General features: G+C 63.7%; 18 protein-coding genes. 13 read left to right on the top strand and 5 right to left on the bottom strand.

Features of this window, described 5'->3' with window-relative positions:
* Nucleotides 1-489 precede the first annotated feature (489 nt).
* Nucleotides 490-1,794 (bottom strand): guanine deaminase, encoded by a 1,305-nt coding sequence (guaD, locus tag ACWNZ3_RS13240; RefSeq protein WP_496900231.1) that lies wholly within the window; start codon nucleotides 1,792-1,794, stop codon nucleotides 490-492.
* Nucleotides 1,795-1,994: 200 nt separating this feature from the next.
* Between guaD and mgtE the strand changes: the two genes are divergently transcribed.
* From mgtE to ACWNZ3_RS13210, 6 genes are all read left to right on the top strand, one after another.
* On the top strand, nucleotides 1,995-3,398 hold the full coding sequence (gene mgtE / locus ACWNZ3_RS13235; RefSeq protein ID WP_496900230.1) for a magnesium transporter: 1,404 nt from the start codon (nucleotides 1,995-1,997) through the stop codon (nucleotides 3,396-3,398).
* The gene (locus ACWNZ3_RS13230; RefSeq protein ID WP_269366646.1) at nucleotides 3,395-3,958 is read left to right on the top strand and encodes a 5-formyltetrahydrofolate cyclo-ligase; all 564 of its coding nucleotides are present in this window, start codon (nucleotides 3,395-3,397) and stop codon (nucleotides 3,956-3,958) included. The genes mgtE and ACWNZ3_RS13230 overlap by 4 nt, the downstream gene beginning before the upstream one ends.
* Nucleotides 3,948-4,436 carry a DUF2127 domain-containing protein gene (locus tag ACWNZ3_RS13225; RefSeq protein WP_496900229.1) on the top strand — a complete coding sequence of 163 codons (489 nt, stop codon included), beginning with the start codon at nucleotides 3,948-3,950 and terminating at the stop codon, nucleotides 4,434-4,436. The genes ACWNZ3_RS13230 and ACWNZ3_RS13225 overlap by 11 nt, the downstream gene beginning before the upstream one ends.
* A gap of 187 nt (nucleotides 4,437-4,623) precedes the next feature.
* Nucleotides 4,624-5,814: an Aq_097 family APC-type transporter gene (locus tag ACWNZ3_RS13220; protein ID WP_496900228.1), complete on the top strand. Its 1,191-nt coding sequence runs from the start codon at nucleotides 4,624-4,626 to the stop codon at nucleotides 5,812-5,814.
* Nucleotides 5,815-5,872: 58 nt separating this feature from the next.
* On the top strand, nucleotides 5,873-6,685 hold the full coding sequence (locus ACWNZ3_RS13215; RefSeq protein ID WP_274576904.1) for a TIGR00282 family metallophosphoesterase: 813 nt from the start codon (nucleotides 5,873-5,875) through the stop codon (nucleotides 6,683-6,685).
* 120 nt (nucleotides 6,686-6,805) lie between these two features.
* A complete protein-coding gene (locus ACWNZ3_RS13210; RefSeq protein ID WP_496901907.1) occupies nucleotides 6,806-8,578 on the top strand; it encodes an SLC13 family permease in 1,773 nt (590 codons plus the stop codon).
* 24 nt (nucleotides 8,579-8,602) lie between these two features.
* On the opposite strand, the gene ACWNZ3_RS13205 is transcribed toward ACWNZ3_RS13210, so the two are convergent.
* Entirely contained in the window at nucleotides 8,603-9,637 is a 1,035-nt protein-coding gene (locus ACWNZ3_RS13205) for a phosphotransferase family protein (RefSeq protein WP_496900227.1), read from the bottom strand.
* A gap of 334 nt (nucleotides 9,638-9,971) precedes the next feature.
* Between ACWNZ3_RS13205 and ACWNZ3_RS13200 the strand changes: the two genes are divergently transcribed.
* Nucleotides 9,972-11,594 carry a hypothetical protein gene (locus ACWNZ3_RS13200; protein ID WP_496900226.1) on the top strand — a complete coding sequence of 541 codons (1,623 nt, stop codon included), beginning with the start codon at nucleotides 9,972-9,974 and terminating at the stop codon, nucleotides 11,592-11,594.
* Between the two features lie 104 nt (nucleotides 11,595-11,698).
* Here the strand turns inward: ACWNZ3_RS13200 and ACWNZ3_RS13195 are convergent, their stop codons facing one another.
* Entirely contained in the window at nucleotides 11,699-13,471 is a 1,773-nt protein-coding gene (locus ACWNZ3_RS13195; RefSeq protein ID WP_496900225.1) for an SLC13 family permease, read from the bottom strand.
* 252 nt (nucleotides 13,472-13,723) lie between these two features.
* Here ACWNZ3_RS13195 and ACWNZ3_RS13190 point away from each other — a divergent pair, with 252 nt between their 5' ends.
* Entirely contained in the window at nucleotides 13,724-14,470 is a 747-nt protein-coding gene (locus tag ACWNZ3_RS13190; protein WP_496900224.1) for a YebC/PmpR family DNA-binding transcriptional regulator, read from the top strand.
* Between the two features lie 87 nt (nucleotides 14,471-14,557).
* Here ACWNZ3_RS13190 and ACWNZ3_RS13185 read toward each other — a convergent pair whose 3' ends face one another.
* The gene (locus tag ACWNZ3_RS13185; protein WP_269364720.1) at nucleotides 14,558-14,800 is read right to left on the bottom strand and encodes a hypothetical protein; all 243 of its coding nucleotides are present in this window, start codon (nucleotides 14,798-14,800) and stop codon (nucleotides 14,558-14,560) included.
* 103 nt (nucleotides 14,801-14,903) lie between these two features.
* Nucleotides 14,904-15,788: a LysR family transcriptional regulator ArgP gene (locus tag ACWNZ3_RS13180; protein ID WP_496900223.1), complete on the bottom strand. Its 885-nt coding sequence runs from the start codon at nucleotides 15,786-15,788 to the stop codon at nucleotides 14,904-14,906.
* Nucleotides 15,789-15,877: 89 nt separating this feature from the next.
* Between ACWNZ3_RS13180 and ACWNZ3_RS13175 the strand changes: the two genes are divergently transcribed.
* The 5 genes from ACWNZ3_RS13175 to betB all read left to right on the top strand — a co-directional run bounded on the left by ACWNZ3_RS13175 (nucleotide 15,878) and on the right by betB (nucleotide 21,100).
* Nucleotides 15,878-16,477 (top strand): LysE/ArgO family amino acid transporter, encoded by a 600-nt coding sequence (locus tag ACWNZ3_RS13175; RefSeq protein WP_496900222.1) that lies wholly within the window; start codon nucleotides 15,878-15,880, stop codon nucleotides 16,475-16,477.
* A gap of 37 nt (nucleotides 16,478-16,514) precedes the next feature.
* Nucleotides 16,515-17,417, top strand: coding sequence for a DMT family transporter (locus tag ACWNZ3_RS13170; RefSeq protein WP_269364726.1), 903 nt, complete (start codon nucleotides 16,515-16,517; stop codon nucleotides 17,415-17,417).
* A gap of 85 nt (nucleotides 17,418-17,502) precedes the next feature.
* The gene (gene betI, locus ACWNZ3_RS13165) at nucleotides 17,503-18,075 is read left to right on the top strand and encodes a choline-binding transcriptional repressor BetI (protein ID WP_269364728.1); all 573 of its coding nucleotides are present in this window, start codon (nucleotides 17,503-17,505) and stop codon (nucleotides 18,073-18,075) included.
* A complete protein-coding gene (gene betC, locus ACWNZ3_RS13160; protein WP_496900221.1) occupies nucleotides 18,075-19,583 on the top strand; it encodes a choline-sulfatase in 1,509 nt (502 codons plus the stop codon). The genes betI and betC overlap by 1 nt, the downstream gene beginning before the upstream one ends.
* A 59-nt stretch (nucleotides 19,584-19,642) precedes the next feature.
* Entirely contained in the window at nucleotides 19,643-21,100 is a 1,458-nt protein-coding gene (gene betB, locus ACWNZ3_RS13155) for a betaine-aldehyde dehydrogenase (protein ID WP_496900220.1), read from the top strand.
* Nucleotides 21,101-21,236 lie beyond the last annotated feature (136 nt).

Below are 21,236 nucleotides of genomic sequence, written 5' to 3'. Positions count from 1 at the left end.
TTAAAGTGTCCGACCTTTAACCTGAAGCATCCAGCGACATGAATGTCCCGAGAGCGCCGCAGGCGCGGCAGGGTATTCATGTCTCAGGTCTAAGGTCGGGCGCTCTAGGTCGTGTTGACATTCATTGTCGCCCACCCGTTTCAGTCCAAAATTGCTCAGTTCCAGGCAAGAGAGCGCGGAATAGCCAGCTATTTCAAGCTCTCTTTGCGCGCCCCGCCTTGAAATTGAAGCGCCAATACCCTGCCGCGCTACGCGCTCTCGGGACATTGGCGAAGTGATTTGCCTTATAGTAAAGGCGGGACGCTGTAACGCAGAAATGGGCAATTTTGGCGAAACCCCTGCGGGGCGCGGCGGATTTTGCCTCTGACATCCCGGATGTTCGCTTCCAATGATCACATTGCTGCGCTCACATCAGGGCGCCAGCGGCAAAATCCGTCTCGCGCGGGTGGGCGACAATGAATGTCAACACGACCTAGGGAACAATGAAGCTCAGTCGGGTTTGCGCCATTGCCGGCCCGCCACCCAGACATCGGCAATGGCGCGGTCGTCGCCCATCATGATCGTGGCAAAGAGGCTTTCCCAGATGTCCCCGGCCATGGCCGCGCGCTGGGCGATGGCCGGGGTCGAGGCCAGGTCGAGCACGGTGAGGTCGGCCTCGTTTCCAGGCTGGAGGCTGCCGATCCGGTCCTGCAGATGCAGGCTGCGGGCGGAACCTGCGGTGGCAAGCCAGATCAGCTGGGCCGCGTGCAGCGGCGTGCCGCGCAGCTGGCCGATCTCATAGGCGGCCGCCATGGTGCGCAGCATCGAGAAGGAGGAGCCGCCGCCGGTATCGGTGGCCAGCCCCACCGGGATGGCCTGGCGGGTGAGCCCCGCCATGTCGAAGAGCCCCGATCCGATGAAGGTGTTCGACGTGGGGCAATGGACCAGCGCGGCACCGGATTCCGCGATCCGGTCGATTTCGCGCGGTTTGAGGTGGATGGCATGGCCAAAGACCGCGCGTTCGCCGATCAGCCCCTGGGTTTCATAGGTATCCAGGTAGTCGCGGGCCTGGGGGTGCAGGTCTTCGACCCAGGCGATTTCGTCGGTCTGTTCGCTGAGGTGGGTCTGCATCAGGCAATCGGGGTAGGCGCGCCAGAGCGCGCCCAGGGCGGCGAGCTGTTCCGGCGTCGAGGTCGGGGAAAACCGGGGCGTGATGGCATAGGTCGCGCGGCCCCGGCCGTGCCAGCGGTCGATCAGGGCCTTGCTGTCGTCATAGGCCGATTGCGCGGTGTCGCGCAGCCCTTCGGGGGCGTTGCGGTCCATGCAGGTCTTGCCCGCGACAATGCGCTGCCCCCGCGTGGCGGCGGCGTCGAACAGGGCGTCGACGCTGTGGGGGTGGATGGTGCAATAGCTGGCCAGGGTGGTGGTGCCATGGGCCAGGGTCAGATCGAGGTAACGGGCCGCGATCCGGGCGGCATAGGCGGGATCGGAAAGGCGCATTTCCTCGGGGAAGGTGTAATCGTTCAGCCAGTCGATCAGCCGTTTGCCCCAGGATGCGATGATCGCGGTCTGCGGGTAATGGACATGGGCATCGACAAAGCCGGGGCAGATCAGGTGATTGTCGCTGTAGCGGACGTGTTTCGCCTGCGGGTGGGCGGCGATCAGCGCAGCACGGGTGCCGAGCGATGCGATATGGCCGTCCTGCAGCAGGACAGCGCCATCGGTGTCGATCCCGATCACCTCTTGCCAGGGCGCGCGGAAGGGGTCGCCGGCATAGCGCAGCAGGGGACCGGTCAGGAGCGTTTTGCTTGTCATGTCGGCACATTACAGCGTTTCGGGACAGGTTTGAAACATCCCCTATCACTTTTCGCCTTCGACCGAAGGGAGCGGCCACGAACACGTGATTCAGCTATCTTCCGAAACGCCAGGCGCGTGGTGCGCGCGGCACGACGGCCAAGCATTGTGTCCCATGTGCGGCTTGCATATGGTCGCCCGAGACAAGGGGAGTCACAGCGATGTCTGATCAGGTCGAATTGGAAGAAGACGCCCCCGAAGAGGAGGCGGAACGCTCGGATTACGCGCTGGAGCCCAAGACGGTTGCCGCGGTTCTTTATGCGGTGGACATCGACGACCGCGAGAAGCTGATCGAGCTGATGGAGCCGCTGCACGCGGCGGATATTGCCGACCTTCTGGAGCAGATCAACGCCTTTGACCGGAGCCGGCTGATCCGGCTGTACGGGATGGAATTCGACGGGGATATCCTGTCGGAGCTGGACGAGAGCATCCGCGAGGATGTGATTGCGGTGCTGACGCCACAGGTCCTGACGCAGGCGGTGCGCGATCTGGACAGCGACGATGTGGTCGACCTGATCGAAGACCTGGAGGATGCGCAGCAGGAGGCGATCCTGGGCGCGCTGGAGGATACGGAGCGTGCGGCGGTCCAGCAATCGCTGAGCTATCCGGAATATTCCGCGGGCCGGTTGATGCAGCGCGAGGTCGTGATGGCGCCCGAGCACTGGACCGTGGGCGAGGCGATCGACCATTTGCGCAACACGCCGGAGGAAGACCTGCCGGACCAGTTCTATCACATCATCATGGTGGACCCGCGCCTGCACCCGGTGGGCAATATCACGTTGGGCAAGCTGATGCGGTCGAAGCGGGTCACGCCGCTGACCGACCTGCTGGAAGAGACCTTTCAGGTGATCCCGGCGATGCGCGACGAAGGCGATGTGGCCTATGCCTTCAACCAGTATCACCTGATTTCGGCCCCGGTGGTGGATGACGAGGGGCGGCTGATCGGGGTGATCACCATCGACGATGCGATGGCGGTGCTGGACGAGGAGCACGAGGAGGACATCCTGCGCCTGGCCGGTGTCGGCGAGGGGTCGCTGAGCGACAGGGTTGTGGAGACCACAAAGCAGCGGCTGCCCTGGCTGGCGGTCAACCTGGTGACGGCGATTGCGGCCTCCATGGTAATTTCGCAGTTCGAGGCGGCGATTGCCCAGATCGTGGCGCTGGCGGTGCTGATGCCCATTGTCGCCTCCATGGGGGGCAACGCGGGCACCCAAAGCCTGACGGTGGCGGTGCGGGCCATCGCGACCAAGGATTTGACCGGGTCGAACGTCTGGCGGGTGATCCGGCGCGAGTGTCTGGTGGGGCTGGTCAACGGCGTGATCTTTGCCGCTGTCATGGGCGTGGTGGGCATTGTCTGGTTCGGCTCGCCCGCGCTGGGCTATGTGATTGCCGCGGCGATGGTGATCAATATGGTGATTGCGGGGCTGGCGGGCACGGGCATTCCGATCCTGCTTGAAAAGGTCGGGGTGGACCCGGCGCTGGCATCGGGGGCCTTTGTGACGACAGTGACGGATGTGGTGGGTTTCTTTGCCTTTCTGGGGCTGGCGGCGGCGGTATTGCTATGAGCGATCTGGCTGAAATCAAGACGGCAGCGCGCAAGGCGGCCTTTGCCCGGCGCAAGCCGCTGTTCGACGCGGCGACTGCCGCGCAGGCGGGATACCTCAGCGAAGTGCTGGCGGGCTATCGCGGTGTGCCGGTGTCGGGGTTCATGCCGATCCGCACCGAGATTGATCCGACTCCGGCGATGGCGGAAGCGGCCGCACATGGGCCGGTCGGCGTGCCGGTGATCAGGGCGGCGGGAACACCGTTGCAATTCGCGCGCTGGCAGCCGGGGGCGGAGATGGTGCCGGGGGTCTTTGGTGCGCTGATCCCGGCAGAGCCGGAGTTTTTCGAACCGGAACTGCTGATCGTGCCGCTTCTGGCCTTCAACCGCAGGGGCGGGCGTCTGGGCTATGGCGGTGGTTTCTATGACCGTACGCTTGAAATGCTGCGCGGCAAGCGTCCGACGCTGGCCATCGGCTTTGCCTTTGCGGGGCAGGAGGTGGATGACCTGCCGCTGGAGCCGACGGACCAGCCGCTGGACCTGATTGTGACAGAGGCCGGGGTGATCGAGGTTGCTGACTGAAGTGGAACGGACCGGCGCGGACCGGGTCGGACATGTGATTTTTGTGATCACCCTGTTGGGCAAGGGCGTGCTGGGTGCGGTCCAGATCGCGGCAGGCATCGCCATTGTCCTGGGTTTGGCGCGCCACTTGCCGGAGGTTGCGCAATGGCTTGTGGGGGCCGAACTGGCGGCGGACCCCAACGACTGGCTGGCGCGGCATGTGATTGCGCTGGCGCATGTTTTTCCGCCCGACGAGATGACGTTCTATGCGATCTATTTCCTGATGCATGGGGCGCTGCACCTGAGTGTCGTGGTGGCGCTTCTGGCCGGGGTGATCTGGGCCTATCCGGCGGCGATTGCCACGCTGGTCGGGTTCATCCTGTATCAGGGCGCCGAATGGGTTCACGTGGGCGGCATCGTGCTGCCGGTGCTCACGCTGATCGACGTGGTGGTGATTTATCTGACCCTGCGGGAATGGCGGGCCCGTCAGGCGGGTTGACGCTGTGCCCTGCGGCACAGGCAGGGCGGGGGCGTTTCGGGGTCAGGGCGCGCCGCGTCGTGACGGCAGCCTTCTGCGTTAGACGGACGTTCCGTGCAGGCTTGCAACACCCTGGCCATCGTTCTAGGCCAAACCGGCAGCCTCGCCCGCCAAGGCTGCGGCTTTCCTTGATGAATGGCCCCGCGACATGATCCTGAACCTTGCCATCCTTGCCGCCGTCGCGATCTTCGGGGTTGTCCTGTGGTGGCCCGGCCTGCGGGCTTCTGCCACCTGGCGGGCGATGACCACGCCGCTGGCCTCCATCATCGGCAGCGGTTTTCTTGTCCTTGGCCCGATTCTGGACAATCAATACGGAGCCCTTGCCCCTGCGGTGATGCTGGCGCTTTGCCTTGGCAGTTACCTTCTGGGCGGTGCGATCCGGTATAACATGCGCGCGATCGAGGCCGGTGCGGTATCCTGGCCCCAGGGGGTCGAGACATTGGCGTCCTGGGCGCTCAGCTTTGCCTATATCGTGTCGGTGGCCTATTACCTCAACCTTTTCGGGGCCTTTGCGGTCAGCCTGACGCCTTTTGATGACGTGATCTTTGCCCGGATCGTGACCAGCGCCATCTACCTTGTCATTGCCGGGGTGGGATGGGCGCGCGGGTTCAAATCGCTTGAGGCGATGGAATACCTTTCTGTCAGCGTCAAACTGGCCATCATCGCGGGGTTGCTGGTTGGGCTGGGGTTCTTCTTTGCCGAAAAGTCCGGGCAGGGCGCGCTGGTGTTTCTTGATCCGCAGATCTCCGGCTGGGCGGCGCTGACGCTGGGCTTCGGGCTGATCGTGACTGTGCAGGGGTTCGAGACTTCGCGCTATCTGGGGGCGACCTATGATACCGACACGCGGGTGCGGTCGATGAAATGGGCGCAATGGCTCTCGGCGGCGATCTACATGACCTATATTGTCCTGATCACCTACACTTTCGCACGCGATGACTTGCAGTTCAGCGAGACCGCGATTGTGGAGATGATGGGGGTCATCACGCCGGTTTTGCCATTGTTGCTGGTTGCCGCGGCACTGGCCGCGCAGTTCAGCGCAGCGGTGGCCGATACCAGCGGGTCAGGGGGGCTGATGGCGGAACTGTCGGGCCATCGCATCCGGCCGCGGGTGGGATATGTGATCCTGACCGTGGTGGGGCTGGGGCTGACTTGGGTGACGGATGTGTTCCAGATCATCAGCTATGCCTCGCGCGCCTTTGCCGTCTATTACGCGCTTCAGGCGGCCATTGCGGCCCTGGCAGCGCAGCGGCAGGGCGCGCGGGGCAGGGCGATCTGGTTTGCCGCCCTGGCGCTGCTGGCATTTGCTGTTGCCGTCTTTGGGCAGGCGGTCGAGGTTTAGGCACCGCGCCGCAAGGCCCCTCTTGCCCTCATCCGCGCGGGGGCCTATCGCTGAGCATATGAAAATACTCTTTCTCGGCGATGTGATGGGCCGCGCGGGGCGCCGTGCCATCACTGAAAACCTTGCCCGTCTGCGGCGCGAATGGAAGCTCGATTTCATCGTGGTGAATGGCGAAAACGCCACCTCCGGCATGGGGTTGTCCGCCCCGCATGCCAAAACCCTGCTGGAGGCGGGGGCGGATTGCCTGACGCTGGGCGATCATGCCTTTGACCAGAAGGACATGCTCAGCTTTATCGAGCAGGAGCCGCGCATCATCCGGCCGCTGAACTTTTCCAAATCCGCGCCGGGCAAGGGCGCGCGGCTGTTCACGGCGCAGAACGGCAAGAAGGTTCTGGTGACGCAGGCGCTGGGCCAGGTCTTTATGAAACGTCCCTATGACGATCCGTTCTCGGCGCTGGAGCCGGTGCTGAAGACCCATCCGCTGGGCGGGCTGGCACAGGCGATCATCGTGGACATGCATTGCGAGGCGACCAGCGAGAAGATGGCGATGGGCCATTGGTGCGACGGGCGGGCATCGCTGGTGGTGGGCACCCATACCCATGTGCCGACCTCGGATGCGATGATCCTGCCGGGGGGCACGGGTTATCTGACCGATGCGGGCATGTGCGGCGATTATCATTCCGTGATCGGCATGGAAAAGGCCGAACCCCTGCGCCGTTTTATCACCGGCATGCCGAAGGAGCGTTTCACCCCGGCGAATGGCGAGGCCAGCCTCTCCGGCGTCTATCTGGAGACCGACGACCGCAGCGGCCGGGCGACCCGTATCGTTCCGGTGCGCACGGGCGGCGTGTTGCAGGAGAACACGCCCTGACATCAGGCGACATGCTGTTTTTGCCGCCCCGGCGGCGGCCTGCGGCACCCGTGCCGCTTGCAGGGCGCGGCCGGATGGATCAATGTGTGCGCTGACCTAAGAAGAAGTTGAAACACCTTGCTGAACTTCCTGAGTTTTTCCCAGACCGAAAGCGCGGTTCTGACGCTTGTCGTCGTTGCCATCATGTTCGTGCTGTTCCTGCGCGAATCCCTCCCGACAGAGGTGGTGGCCATTGCCGGTGCCGCAACCCTGCTGGCCATCGGCGTCCTGCCCTACGAAGAGGCGCAGGCCGTGCTGTCCAACGCCGCGCCCTGGACCATTGCCGGGATGTTCATCGTGATGGGCGCGCTGGTGCGCACCGGGGCGCTGGACGTGCTGACGCAGACTGCCGAACGCTATGCCCGGAGCCATCCCAAGACGGCGGTGATCGGGGTGATCCTGTCGGTGATGGGGGCCTCGGCGATCATGAACAACACGCCCGTGGTGGTGGTGATGATCCCGGTTGTGGTGCAGCTCAGCAAGACCCTGGGCACCAAGGCATCAAAGCTGCTGATCCCGCTCAGCTATGCGGCGATCATGGGCGGGTCGCTGACCCTGATCGGGACATCGACCAACCTGCTGGTGGATGGTGTGGCGCGGTCGCAGGGGCTTGAACCCTTCGGCATCTTCGAGATCCTGCCGATCGGGCTGGTGGTCTGTTTCACCGGGCTGGTCTACATGGGCCTGCTGGGGCGCAGGCTGCTGCCGGAGCGCGACAGCATGGCCACCATGCTGAGTGACCGGTCCAGGATGAAGTTCTTCACCGAGGCCGTGATCCCGCCCGAAAGCAACCTGATCGGCCGCGAGGTTCTGGACGTGAACCTGTTCAAACGCGAAGGTGTGCGCCTGATCGACGTGATCCGGGGCGACCAGTCGCTGCGCCGCGCGTTGCAGGGGGTTGAACTGCAGGTCGGTGACCGGGTGGTGCTGCGCACCGAGATGACGGAACTGCTGAGCCTGCAGAACAACAAGGAACTCAAGCGCGTCGATCAGCTCTCGGCGGTGGAGACGCGCACGGTGGAAGTGCTGATCACGCCGGGCTGCCGGATGGTGGGGCGCTCGCTGGGCTCCATGCGTCTGCGCCGCCGCTACGGGGTCTATCCGCTGGCCGTGCACCGACGGAACCAGAACATCGGACGGCAGCTGGACGATCTGATCGTCAAGGTGGGCGATACCCTGCTGCTGGAAGGCGCGCCTGCGGACATCCAGCGTCTGGCCGCCGACATGGAGATGGTCGACGTCAGCCATCCCTCTGCCCGGGCGTTCCGGCGCGGCCATGCGCCGATTGCCATCGGCGCGCTGGTCGGGATCGTGGTGTTGGCGGCGCTGAACGTCGCCCCCATTCTGTTGCTGGCGGTAATCGCCGTGGCGCTGGTGCTTGTCACCGGCTGCATCGACGCGGAAGAGGCGTTTTCCTTTATCGACGGGCGGCTGCTGGCGCTGATCTTCGCCATGCTTGCGGTGGGTGCCGGGTTGCAGAACTCCGGTGCCATCGCCCTGCTGGTGGATGCCATTGCGCCGACGCTGGGAACCCTGCCGCCCGGCGCCGTGCTCTTTGCCGTTTTCCTGCTGACCACCATCCTGACCGAGGTGGTCTCGAACAATGCGGTGGCGGTGATCATGACACCGATTGCGATTTCGCTGGCAACGGCACTGGGGATGGACCCGCGCCCATTGGTGGTCGCGGTGATGATCGCGGCATCCTGTGCCTTTGCCACGCCCATCGGGTATCAGACCAACACGCTGGTCTATGGTCCCGGCGGCTATCGCTTTACCGACTTCCTGCGCATCGGTGTCCCGCTCAACCTGCTGATGTCGGTCATGGCGAGCCTGGCGATCCCGGTCTTTTTCTGACCGGGCGCGCCGGACGTCCTGGGGTCAGGCGCTGCGCTTTTCCAACCGCTCGGCCAGGATTTCGGCAAAGCCGTCGCGCGCGGTGATGAAATTCTGCGTCAGCGGCGCGGTCAGGGTGGTCTGATCCGAGAAATAGGCCCCGACCTCGGCGATATGCACGGCAAAGGCGGGGTTGCGGCCTGCGTCGTCATATTTGCGGATGTGATGCTTGCTGGCCCAGCCGCGCCTGCCGGCCTCGCGCGTGACAAGGTTCAGCCGCTGGATGGCATGGAACGTCGTGTAGATCGCCAGGTAATGCATGTAGTCTTCCAGCGGGATGCCACAGGAGGCGTCGAAGCTGTCGATCATCACATCGACCATCTGGTCCGGCGCGATGGGCCAGGCTTCGTCTCCGATCAGCCAGGCGAAATCCTCGGCGCCGTGGCGCATCCCGGCATATTCGAAATCGAACCAGCGCAGGCGGTCGTCATCGCCCAAGGCCGCATTGCCGGACCGGCAGTCCCATTTGACGAACTGATGGCCGGTGATGGCAACCGCCGCGCAGGCAGCATTGCGGTCAAAGCTGTCGGGGATGCCGCCGGTCAGCTCTTGCAACTGGTCGATCCCGCCGATGAAGTTCTCGACCCAGGCATCCGTCGCGCCCAGATGCGGCATGATCTCGTGCAGGTCGGTCTTGCGGGCCGCGGCGTGGATGCGGAACAGGGCCGCGACCGCCTCTGCGGCAAGGTCGAGCTGGCGGGTGCTGTCAAGCGTCGGGATCAGGGTGTTCAGCCGGCGCGCGCCCACGTCGGACTGGAACATCACCTCGCCCACGACCCCAAGGCAGACCGGCAGGTCGTCGCAATGTGCGTTCAGCGATTGCAGGACATGAGCCTCAAGGTGGGTGCGGCGGAAGTTGGGGCGTAATGTGGCAATCACGCTGCGCCCGCCGATCCGCAAACGGAAGCTGGACCGGCTTTCACCGCCCGGTGCCGTCACATCCTCGACCGGGCGGCCAAAGAAGGTCTCGGCGGTGCTGACAATATGCTCGCGCGTGGTGGTCTTGGCGTCTTCGGTCATCGGGTCTTCCTGTGCATCTGCGCTTTGTCACAGCGGTTAGACCAGCTTCATGGCGACAATATGGCCTTTCCCGGGCCGGGGATGCAGATGATTCGCGGAAGGATGAATCCCATTGGCCGGGTTCGCAAAACAATGTTGGGAGATGCGTCTGAACTGTTTCTGATTGAGGCGGCAAAACCATATAAATAAGGCAAAATTCGTCAAAATGTTTGTTCGATTCAAGTGCCCTGAGGTAACCAAGACCATCGCTTGACGATCAGGACTCCATCCGCGCGCCAGACCCTTCTGGCACGCCCTTGAGCGTTGACCAGTTGTTCTTAAGAGGGAAGTAGATATGACATTCAGATTTTCGAGCTTTGGCTCGTGGGGGAAAACGCCGGTAAAGGCGTCGTGGAACACGCATAGCCATACCAACAAGTTCTTTGGCCATACCTGGGGCCATGGGTCCGACGGGACCGGAAAAGGCTCCGATGGGACCGGCAAGGGCTCTGACGGCTCCGGCAAAGGTTTCGACTGGTTCAACGGCAGCGGCAAAGGCTCCGACGGCACCGGCAAAGGCACCGGCAAGGGGTCGGACGGCACCGGCAAAGGCTCCGACGGCAGCGGCAAAGGCTCCGACGGCACCGGCAAAGGCAGCGGCAAAGGCTCAGACGGCAGCGGCAAAGGCTCAGACGGCACCGGCAAAGGCAGCGGCAAAGGCTCAGACGGCACCGGCAAAGGCAGCGGCAAAGGCTCAGACGGCACCGGCAAAGGCACCGGCAAGGGGTCGGATGGCACCGGCAAAGGCTCCGGCGGCGAGGCCTGCGGTGGCCATTCCTACCACAATGGCGGCATCGAGGGTTCGAAATTCGCCCAATGGTACGACAACCACCTGTCCGACCATTTCGACAAATCGCATTTTGGCGGCAAGTTCGGCAAATGGTTCGATCATCACGACGGCACCGGCAAGGGTTCCGACGGCACCGGCAAGGGGTCGGATGGCACCGGCAAGGGCTCGGATGGTTCTGGCAAGTGGTGGTCCTGGGGCTCTGACGGCACCGGCAAATGTTCCGATGGCAGCGGCAAGGGCTCTGACGGCACTGGCAAAGGGTCTGACGGTTCCGGCAAAGGCTGGCCCTGGGGTTCCGATGGCACCGGCAAAGGCTCTGACGGTACCGGCAAGGGTTCCGATGGAACCGGCAAGGGTTCCAATGGAACGGGCAAAGGTTCCGATGGCACCGGTAAGGGTTCCGATGGAACGGGCAAAGGCTCTGACGGTACCGGTAAGGGTTCCGATGGAACCGGCAAAGGTTCTGACGGCACCGGCAAAGGGTCCTGTGGCACCAAGGGTACGGAAGAGCCGGATGACGGCAAGATCACCCATCACTACACTATGGGCGATGAGGGCGAGATCGACATCGAGGTCACGCAGGACCTGCAAGGCCAGTTGTTCGTCAAAATCAGCCAGGCCAATTATGACGGCGAGCCGCTGGACATCGACGGTCTGTTCTTCAACCTGACCGACGACAGCGAACTCGACTCGCTGAACTTCTTCCCGGACGAGAACGCGCCAGGCTACGAACTGACCGATGTTCAGGCCGAAGCGGACAGCGTCACCACCCTGCCGAACGGTGCCGGTGTGGAGCAGCCCTATGATGTGGGTCTGCAGTTCGGCCAGGTTGCGGACAGCACGCAGGGTGTCGTCACTCAGACCAACTTTACCCTGTGGTCGGATGACGGTCCCGTCACCTTCGATGACATCGACCTGTCGGGCATGCGTCTGGTGGTCAACTCCGATACCGGCGATGGCGAAGTCCTGGGTGTCAGCGCCAGCGACGATCCTGACTTTGATCCCGCAGACGGGGCCGATGACAGCGAAATCACGGTTGCGGATGTGATGGGCCTGATGACGGTCGAGCTGGACGACGAGGAAGAGATCGAAGAGATCGAGGAAGAAGAGGATCTGATGGAGGTCTGATCCTCCATCACCCTTCTGAACCAGAGGCGCGCGGGAAACCGCGCGCCTTTTGTGTTGTGGCAATCAGGTTGAATGTGGCGCGGGGTGCCGGGTGGTCCCGGCGCTCAGAGCGGCCAGAAAAACAGGATCGCGGGGATTGACACGGCAACCACGATGATCTCCAGCGGCAGCCCCATGCGCCAGTAGTCGCCAAAGGAATAGCCGCCGGGACCAAGGATCAGCGTGTTGTTCTTGTGGCCGATCGGGGTCAGGAATGCGGACGATGCCGCGACGGCCACCGCCATCAGGAAAGGATCGGGCGAGACATTCAGCGATTGCGCCATCTGGATGCCCACCGGGGCCGCCACAATGGTGGTGGCGGTGTTGTTCAGCACGTCCGACAGCGACATCGTGACCACCATCAGAACGGTCAGCACGATCCAGGGGGCCAGGCCTTCGGTCAGGCTGACCAGCGCATTCGCGATCAGCTCTGTCCCGCCGGAGGTTTCCAGCGCCGCGCCGAGCGGGATCATCGACCCCAGCAGCACGACCACGGGCCATTCGATATGGGTATAGAGCTCTGCCAGGGGCACGATCCGGGTCAGCACATAGGCGACCACCACGATCCCCAGCGCGATGGGCAGATAGATCAGCCCGACGCTGGCCGCCGCCACCGCCCCGCCGAACAAGCCGATGGCCAGCCAGACCTTGGCGTTGTCGGTGACGGTCAGACCCCGGTCCGCCAGCGGCAGGACCCCCAGCCAGTCGGTGACATGGGCTGCCGTCTCACGCGGGACCAGCAGCAACAGGATGTCGCCGGGCTGGATCTCCGTGGTGCGCAGTGACGAGGTAATCTTGCGTCCCTTGCGCGATATGCCCAGCAGGATCGTGCGCTGCCGCCAGGCCAGACCCACCGCCTGTGCGGTGCGCCCGGTCAGGCGGGAGTTTTCCGGCACCACGACCTCGATCACCTCGACCCCTTCGCCGCCCGCTTTCAGCCGTTCTTCGCGGCTTTCGTCGGCCAGGGCGAGGTCAAGGGTGGTGCGGAATTCGTCCAGCGCATCCGGCGCAGCCTCCAGCACCAGCGCATCCCCCGCCATCAGCGCGACATTGCGCGACTGGCCATAGCGGCGCTTGCCGTCGCGGATGAGGCCGAGGATGGCAACATCGGATTTCTCTGCCGTCTCGAAGAGTTCGGACAGCCGCTTGCCGATCTGCTTGTTGTTCTCGGGGATGGTCAGTTCGGCGATGTATTGCGAGATGTCTTCGGCATCCAGCGTCGCATCCTCGCGGGTGGGGATCAGCCGCCAGCCGATCAGCGCGACAAAGATCAGCCCGGCAATGGCCGCGATCCCGCCGACCGGGGCAAAGTCGAACATCTTGAACGGGGCACCCAGCGATTCCTGCCGGATGCTGGCGATGATGATGTTGGGCGGTGTGCCGATCAGCGTGGCCATGCCGCCCAGGATGGTGGCGAAACTCAGCGGCATCAGGCTGAGCCCCGGCTGCCGGCCCGCCTTGCGCGCGGTCTGGATGTCCACCGGCATCAGCAGGGCCAGGGCCGCGACATTGTTCATGAAGGCCGACAGCACGCCGCCGATGGCCCCCATCAGCGTGATATGTGCACCCAGGCTGCGCGAGGCATCCACCAGCGTGCGGGTGATCAGAAAAACTGCACCCGACCGCACCAGCCCCGCAGAGACCACCAGCACCAATGCCACCACCAGCGTGGCGGGGTGGCCAAAGCCGTCAAAGGCGTTTTCGCTGGGCACCACCCCCAGCACGACCCCCGCCATCAGGGCGGCAAAGGCCACGAGGTCATAGCGGAACCGTCCCCACAGCAGCAGCCCGAAAACCACGCCGAAAAGGGTGAAGAGAATGATCTGATCTGTGCTCATGACACAGGTGTAGCTTGGATGGATCAGGGGGGGAAGCTTACATTGTGCCGCTCCGGCTGGCCCACGGATGTGCAGAGGCGCTTGATATGATTGCCTTTTGTCGCTGCCGCGCAGCACCGCGTGCTGCGGGCGCCGCCACCGCGCAAAGGCGCCCGCCGCGAAAGGCAGCCTCAAGCGGCGCTGTGGCTTGTTTGGTCCCAAGCGCTCATTTATAGAGGCGCAACACCAGCTATCACTGAACAAGAGGTTTCCATGGCAGGCCATTCCAAATGGGCAAACATTCAGCACCGCAAGAACCGGCAGGACTCGGTGCGCGCCAAGGTGTTTTCCAAGATGTCCAAGGAAATCACGGTCGCGGCCAAGATGGGCGACCCGGACCCCGACAAGAACCCGCGCCTGCGTCTGGCGGTCAAGGAGGCCAAGGCGGTTTCCGTGCCCAAGGATGTGATCGACCGCGCGATCAAGAAATCCACGGTGCAGGATGGCGAGGATTACGAAGAGATCCGCTATGAGGGCTATGGCCCCAATGGTGTGGCGGTAATTGTCGAGGCGATGACCGACAACCGCAACCGGACAGCTTCCAACGTGCGTTCAACCTTCACCAAGAACGGCGGCAACCTGGGCGAGACCGGATCGGTCGGCTTCATGTTCGACCGCAAGGGCGCGGTGACTTACCCTGCGTCCGTGGGCGATGCGGATACTGTCATGATGGCCGCGATCGAGGCCGGGGCGGAAGATGTGGAAAGCTCGGAGGAGGGCCACACCATCTGGTGCGCGGATACGGACCTGAACGAGGTGGCCACCGCGCTTGAGGCGGAACTGGGCGAATCTGAATCGACCAAACTGGTCTGGCGGCCGATCACCACCACCGAGATGGATCTGGAGAACATGGAAAAGCTGATGAAGCTTGTGGACGCGCTGGAGGACGATGACGACGTGCAGCGGGTCACCACGAATTTCGAGGCCTCCGACGAGGTCATGGAAGCGCTGAACGGCTGAGCGGCTTTCGCAGCGCTGACACCTCTTGCCGCCAACAAAAAACCGCCCCCGGCCGGGGGCGGTTTTTTCATGCGATCAGGGCGCAGTTTACCCGAGGCTGCGCGTCCTCAGCCAGCCGAGCGCACCGCGCGTGCAGCGTTTTGGCGCGTCGGTAGGCTTTTGCTGAGACAGAAGTGCCAGCAGCCTTTTGACCTCGTTCAAGCGTTGCCGGGCGGCGCTGCCACCTGCTTCGGCCTGTACGTTCAGGATTTTGGATTGCGTGTGCAGCGCGGATTCGATCACTTCAAGTTGCTCGGCGCTGACTGCTATTTTTTGTTGGTTATCCAGCATGGCGTGTCCTTTGGTGCTGCGTGTTATCTAGAGGCACGGGTGGGATGCGCCAGAAGTTTCATAGCCGGATCACTCACTTGTGTACTTTTTATGACATGGGCTTTTAGGCCCGAAGGTTCAAGCGGTCTTGTGCAGTTTTTCGGACCGCTGTGGTCAGCCGCCTCAGCGCCGGCGCCAGCGCCCGCGTGACCTGCCAGTAGAGAGGGACATCCAGCGGCGCATCCGGCACCAATGTGACAAGCGTGCCGCCCCGCAGATGCTCCTGCACCAGGCTGAGCGGATTCATGCCCCAGCCCAGGCCGCAAAGCGCCGCATCGACAAATCCGTGGCTGGAGGGCAGGTGATGGATCGGCGGATGAAACCGCGCGGCCCCTCGCGCTTCGGCCCAGCGGTGTTGCAGCCGGTCCTTGGGGTTGAACACCAGCATCGGTGCCTGCGCCAGAGCAGGCAGGGAGAAGATCCCGTCAAAATGGCGCTCCATAAAGGCCGGGCTGGCGGTCGCGACATAGCGCAGATGACCCAGGGCGTGAACATCGCATCCCGGTGCCGCGCGGGCATGCCCGGTGACGGCGGCGCTGACTTCCCCCCGGCGCAGCCAGTCGTCAGATGTGTCCTGATCATCCAGAACCAGGTCGAAACACATGTCCCCAACCTGCGCCAGCGCCGGGATCAGCCAGGTCGCCAGGCTGTCCGCAGGCACCGCAAGCGATACCCGGGGCGCGGCGGCCCTCCGATCCGTCAGCCCCGCCAATGCATTCGCCTCAAGCAGGGCCACGTCTTCGGCATGTTTGGCCAGCCGTTTGCCCAAAGGCGTGCCCGTGCAGGGCTGGGCGCGGTGGACAAGGGTGGTTCCGATACGTTCCTCCAGCGCCTTGATCCGTTGCGACACCGCGGAGGGGGTGACCCGCAGTGCCGCGGCCGCCGCGTCGAAACTGCCCAGCCGCAGCACGGCGGCAAGCGCGGCAAGCTGGTGCGTATCGAGTGACATTAGCTGTCCTTAATTCATCGGATCCGGATTAATTTGCGTAATCACCACCCGTCCCATAGTCAAGCGGCGCAACAAGTGCTGGAGTTCCGATGCTCACCTCCTTCCTGCCCGGCTTTGCCCTGAGCCTGACGCTGATTCTGGCAATCGGGGCGCAGAATGCCTTTGTCCTGCGGCAGGGGTTGCGGCGTGCCCATGTGTTCTGGGTCTGCCTGACCTGTGCGCTGTCCGATGCGGCGCTGATCGCCGCCGGAGTCGCGGGCTTTGGCGCATTGGCGGAACAGGTGCCATGGTTCGAACCGCTGATGCGCTATGGTGGTGCTGCCTTTCTGATCTGGTACGGCGCGCGCAACGCAGTGTCGGCCTGGCGGGGCGGGGCCGCGCTGGCGGTCGCGGGCGGCGCGCAGGCAAGCCTGCGCAACACGCTGCTGACGCTGCTGGCGCTGACCTGGCTGAACCCGCATGTCTATCTTGATACCGTGGTCCTGCTTGGCTCGATCTCGGCGCAATATCCCGACCGGCTGGCCTTTGGCAGCGGCGCAGTGGTTGCCAGCTTCTGTTTCTTCTTCAGCCTGGGCTATGGCGCGCGTCTGCTGAGCCCGCTTTTTGCCAGCCCCTACAGCTGGCAGGTTCTGGATGCGGTGATTGCCGTGACGATGTGGGCGATTGCCGCAAAGTTGCTGCTGATGTGATCTTGCCCTTGCCTGGCGGCGCGGTCATGGTCGCGCCATGACAGATCCTTCCTCCCATCGCCCGCTGGTCGGCATCTTCTGGATGCTTGTCACCGGCTTCTGTTTTCTCGCCGTGACGGCGCTGGTCAAATACATGGGGCCGCGCCTGCCCTCGGCAGAGGCGGCCTTCATCCGCTATGGCTTCGGGCTGGTGTTCCTGCTGCCCGCCATCGGGGCGCTGCAGCGTGCGCGCCTGACCAGACGGCAGTGGTCCTTGTTCGGCCTGCGTGGCCTGTGCCACGCGCTGGGGGTGATCCTGTGGTTCTTTGCGATGCCCCGGATCTCCATCGCCGAACTGACGGCGCTCAACTATCTCGCACCGATCTATGTGACCGTCGGCGCGGCCATCTTCCTGGGGGAAAAGCTGGCCGCGAGACGAATCATCGCGGTCATGATGGGCCTTGCAGGCGCGGCCATCATCCTGCGCCCCGGCTTTCGCGAGGTCAGCCCCGGCCATCTGGCCATGCTGGCGGCGGCGGTGGTCTTTGCCGGGTCCTATCTTCTGGCCAAGGTGCTGGCGGACGAGGTGCGTCCGGCGGTTGTGGTCGGAATGATGTCGATCTTCGTGACCATCGGTCTGGCCCCCTTTGCCCTGCCTGTCTGGATCGCACCCACGGGCAAGGAGCTGATGCTGCTGGCCACTGTCGCGGTTTTTGCAACCGCGGGGCATTACACGATGACACTGGCCTTTGCCGCGGCCCCGGTCATGGTCACGCAGCCGGTCACCTTCCTGCAACTGGTCTGGGCCACGGCACTTGGTGCCGTGGCTTTTGCCGAGCCGGTGGACATCTGGGTCGTGCTGGGCGGTTTCGTCATCCTTGCATCCGTCACGTTCATCACCTGGCGCGAAGCGATGCTGAACCGCCCGGTCACCCCGGCCAACTTCCAGACCAAGGTCTGATCGCCGCCTGCCGCAGGTTATTGATTGACGGATCAATAAACATTTCATTAGGAAGGAGCAGTAGCAACCGAAAGGTCGAATCCGCATGCCCAAAGTCGGAATGGAGCCCATCCGCCGCTCTGCCCTGGTCGAGGCCACCATCGCCGAGATCGGTGCCGCGCATTCGCTGGATGTCACCGTGGGCCAGATCGCCCGCCGCGCAGGCATGTCCACGGCGCTGGCGCATCACTATTTTGGCGGCAAGGACCAGATTTTCCTCGCGGCAATGCGCCATATCCTGACGGAATATAAGTCAGAGGTGCACAAGCGGCTGTCCAGGGCCCAAAGCGGCAAGGACCGCGCTGTGGCCATCATCGAGGCCAGCTTCGACGAGACCTGCTTTGCCCCCGATACGGTCTCTGCCTGGATGACCCTTTACGCCGCATCGCGCACCCATCCCGAAACCCGGCGCCTGCTGCGCATCTATCAGCGGCGGTTGCGCTCGAACCTGAGCCATGCGCTGCGCGGGATCAGCGCGCAGCCGCAGGCAGATGCCGACACCATCGCGGCGCTGATCGACGGGCTCTACCTGCGCGCCGCCCTGTCCCGGCGCGGGCACCCCGACATTGCACGCAACAGTGCACTTTCCACACTTGAACTGCTTTTGGGGGCGCAATGATGACCAGACCGAATATCCTCATCCTGATGGTCGACCAGCTGAACGGTACGCTGTTTCCCGATGGTCCGGCCGACTGGCTCCATGCGCCCAACCTCAAGCGGCTCGCGGCGCGCGCCACCCGGTTCCGCAATGCCTATACCGCGTCACCGCTCTGTGCGCCGGGGCGGGCAGCCTTCATGTCGGGGCAATTGCCAAGCGCCACGGGCATCTATGACAATGCCGCCGAATTCGCCTCCTCGATCCCGACCTATGCGCACCACCTGCGCCGCGCGGGCTACCAGACCTGCCTGTCGGGCAAGATGCACTTTGTCGGGCCCGACCAGCTGCACGGGTTCGAGCGGCGCCTGACCACCGACATCTACCCCGCCGATTTCGGCTGGACACCGGATTATCGCAAACCCGGCGAGCGGATCGACTGGTGGTATCACAACATGGGATCGGTCACCGGGGCAGGGGTGGCGGAAACCTCCAACCAGATGGAATACGACGACGAGGTCGCCTATAACGCCGTGCGCCAGATCTATGAATACGCGCGCGGCGGTGATGACCGTCCCTGGTGCCTGACGGCGAGTTTCACCCACCCGCATGACCCCTATGTGGCGCGGCGCAAATACTGGGACCTCTATGAGGATTGCGAACATCTGCAACCGCAGGTCCCGGCGATGGATTACGCACACCACGACCCGCATTCGCAGCGCATTTTCGATGCCAATAACTGGCGCGAATTCGACATCACCGAAGAGGACATCCGCCGCTCGCGCCGCGCCTATTTCGCCAATATCAGCTATCTCGACGACAAGATCGGCGAGATCCTGCAAACGCTGGAAGACACCCGGCAAGAGGCCATCGTGGTCTTCGTCTCCGACCACGGCGACATGCTGGGCGAACGCGGATTGTGGTTCAAGATGTCCTTCTTCGAAGGCTCGTCGCGGGTGCCCCTGATGATCGCGGCACCGCAGATGGCGCCCGGCCTGCAGACCACACCGGTCAGCAACATCGACATCTGCCCGACGCTCTGCGACCTTGCCGGCGTCAGCATGGAAGAGGTCATGCCCTGGACCACCGGCACCTCGCTGGTGCCGATGGGGCAGGGGGTCGCACGCACCGACCCGGTCGCGATGGAATATGCTGCCGAGGCGACGCAATCGCCCATGGTGGCCCTGCGGCAGGGGCGCTGGAAATACACCAATTGCGCCATCGACCCCGAGCAGCTGTTCGATCTGGATGCCGACCCGCATGAGCTTGCCAACCTCACCGAAGACCCCGCCCATGCCGAAACGCTGGAGAATTTCCGCATCGAGGCTGCGGGCCGCTGGGATCTCGAAGCCTTTGACGCCGATGTCCGCAAGAGCCAGGCCCGCCGCTGGGTGGTTTATGAGGCGCTGCGCGAGGGCGGCTATTACCCCTGGGACTATCAGCCGCTGCGCAATGCCTCCGAGCAATACATGCGCAACCATATGGACCTGAACATCCTTGAGGAAAGCAAACGGTTCCCGCGCGGCGAATGACCGCCAATGGTTTCATTGTTCCTCAAATACACCTGCACTCCGTTTCCGAAAGACGCGCCATGCCCTATGATACGCAACCTCCCGCCAGCCATTTCATCAATGGCGCCTATGTCGAAGACACCGCGGGCACGATCATCGACGTGATCTATCCCGCCACCGGCAAAAAGATCGCGACGGTCCATGCGGCAACGCCGGCGATCATCGAACAGGCGATCGGGGCCGCGCGCGCAGCACAGGTCGGCTGGGCCGCGATGACGGGCACGGAACGGGGCCGCATCCTGCGCCGCGCCGCCGACATGATGCGCGCGCGGAACCACGATCTGAGCGTTCTGGAAACCTGGGACACCGGCAAACCCTATCAGGAAACATCGGTCGCCGATGCGACCTCGGGCGCGGATGCGCTGGAATATTTCGGCGGCATGGCCGCAACCCTGACCGGCGAGCATATCCAGCTGGGCGGGAACTGGGCCTATACCCGGCGCGAGCCGCTCGGGCTCTGCGTCGGGATCGGCGCCTGGAACTATCCCACGCAGATCGCCTGCTGGAAGGGGGCGCCGGCGCTGGCCTGCGGCAATGCGATGATCTTCAAACCCTCCGAGACAACACCGCTCTGCGCGCTGAAGGTGGCCGAGATCCTGCATGAGGCCGGCCTGCCCGCAGGTCTTTACAACGTGGTGCAGGGCATGGGCGAGGTCGGCGGCGCGCTGGTGACCGACCCGCGCGTGGACAAGGTGTCGCTGACCGGATCGGTGCCCACGGGGCGCAAGGTTTATGCGGCTGCGGCGGCGGGGATCAAACATGTCACCATGGAGCTGGGCGGCAAGTCGCCGCTGATCATCTTCGAGGATGCGGATATCGAGAACGCCGTGGGCGGGGCCATCCTGGGCAATTTCTACAGCTCCGGCCAGGTCTGCTCCAACGGCACAAGGGTCTTTGTGCACCGCGCCATCAAGGAGAAATTCCTGGCCCGCCTGTCCGAGCGGCTGGGCAATGCGGTGATCGGCGATCCGATGGACCCTGCGACCAGCTTTGGCCCGATGGTGTCGGAGCGGCAGATGAACATCGTGCTGGGCTATATCGAGAAAGGTCAGGCCGAGGGCGCGCGCCTTGTCACCGGCGGCAAGCGGATCGACCGGGAAGGGTTCTATCTGCAGCCCACGGTCTTTGCCGATGTGCGTGACGATATGGCCATTGCCCGCGAGGAGATTTTCGGCCCGGTCATGGCGGTGCTGGATTTCGAGGATGAGGACGACGTGATGGCGCGGGCCAATGACACGGAGTTCGGCCTGGCCGCCGGTGTCTTTACCCGCGACCTGGCGCGTGCGCACCGGGTGGCCGCCGGGTTCCAGGCGGGCACCTGTTTCATCAACAGCTATAACGATGCGCCGGTGGAAGCGCCCTTTGGCGGGTCGAAGAATTCCGGTGTGGGGCGCGAGAACTCCAGGGCGGCGATTGAATATTACAGTCAGCTCAAGTCGGTCTTTGTGCGCATGGACGATGTGGAAGCGCCCTTCTGAAGGGGCGTGATCCAATTGCGCGCTGACGCGCATGACATTGTGGGATGCGCTGACGCGCATGACATTCCTGGTGCCTGTTGCGGGCTGAGCCCATTGGATCAGCCGCGGCGTGTGCCGGGAGGGATTTGAAATCTGC

The sequence above is a fragment of the Sulfitobacter sp. IGS-18 genome (genome assembly GCF_059628195.1).
Note: the sequence above shows the minus strand (reverse complement) of the source record. Positions and strands in the feature narration are given on the sequence as shown.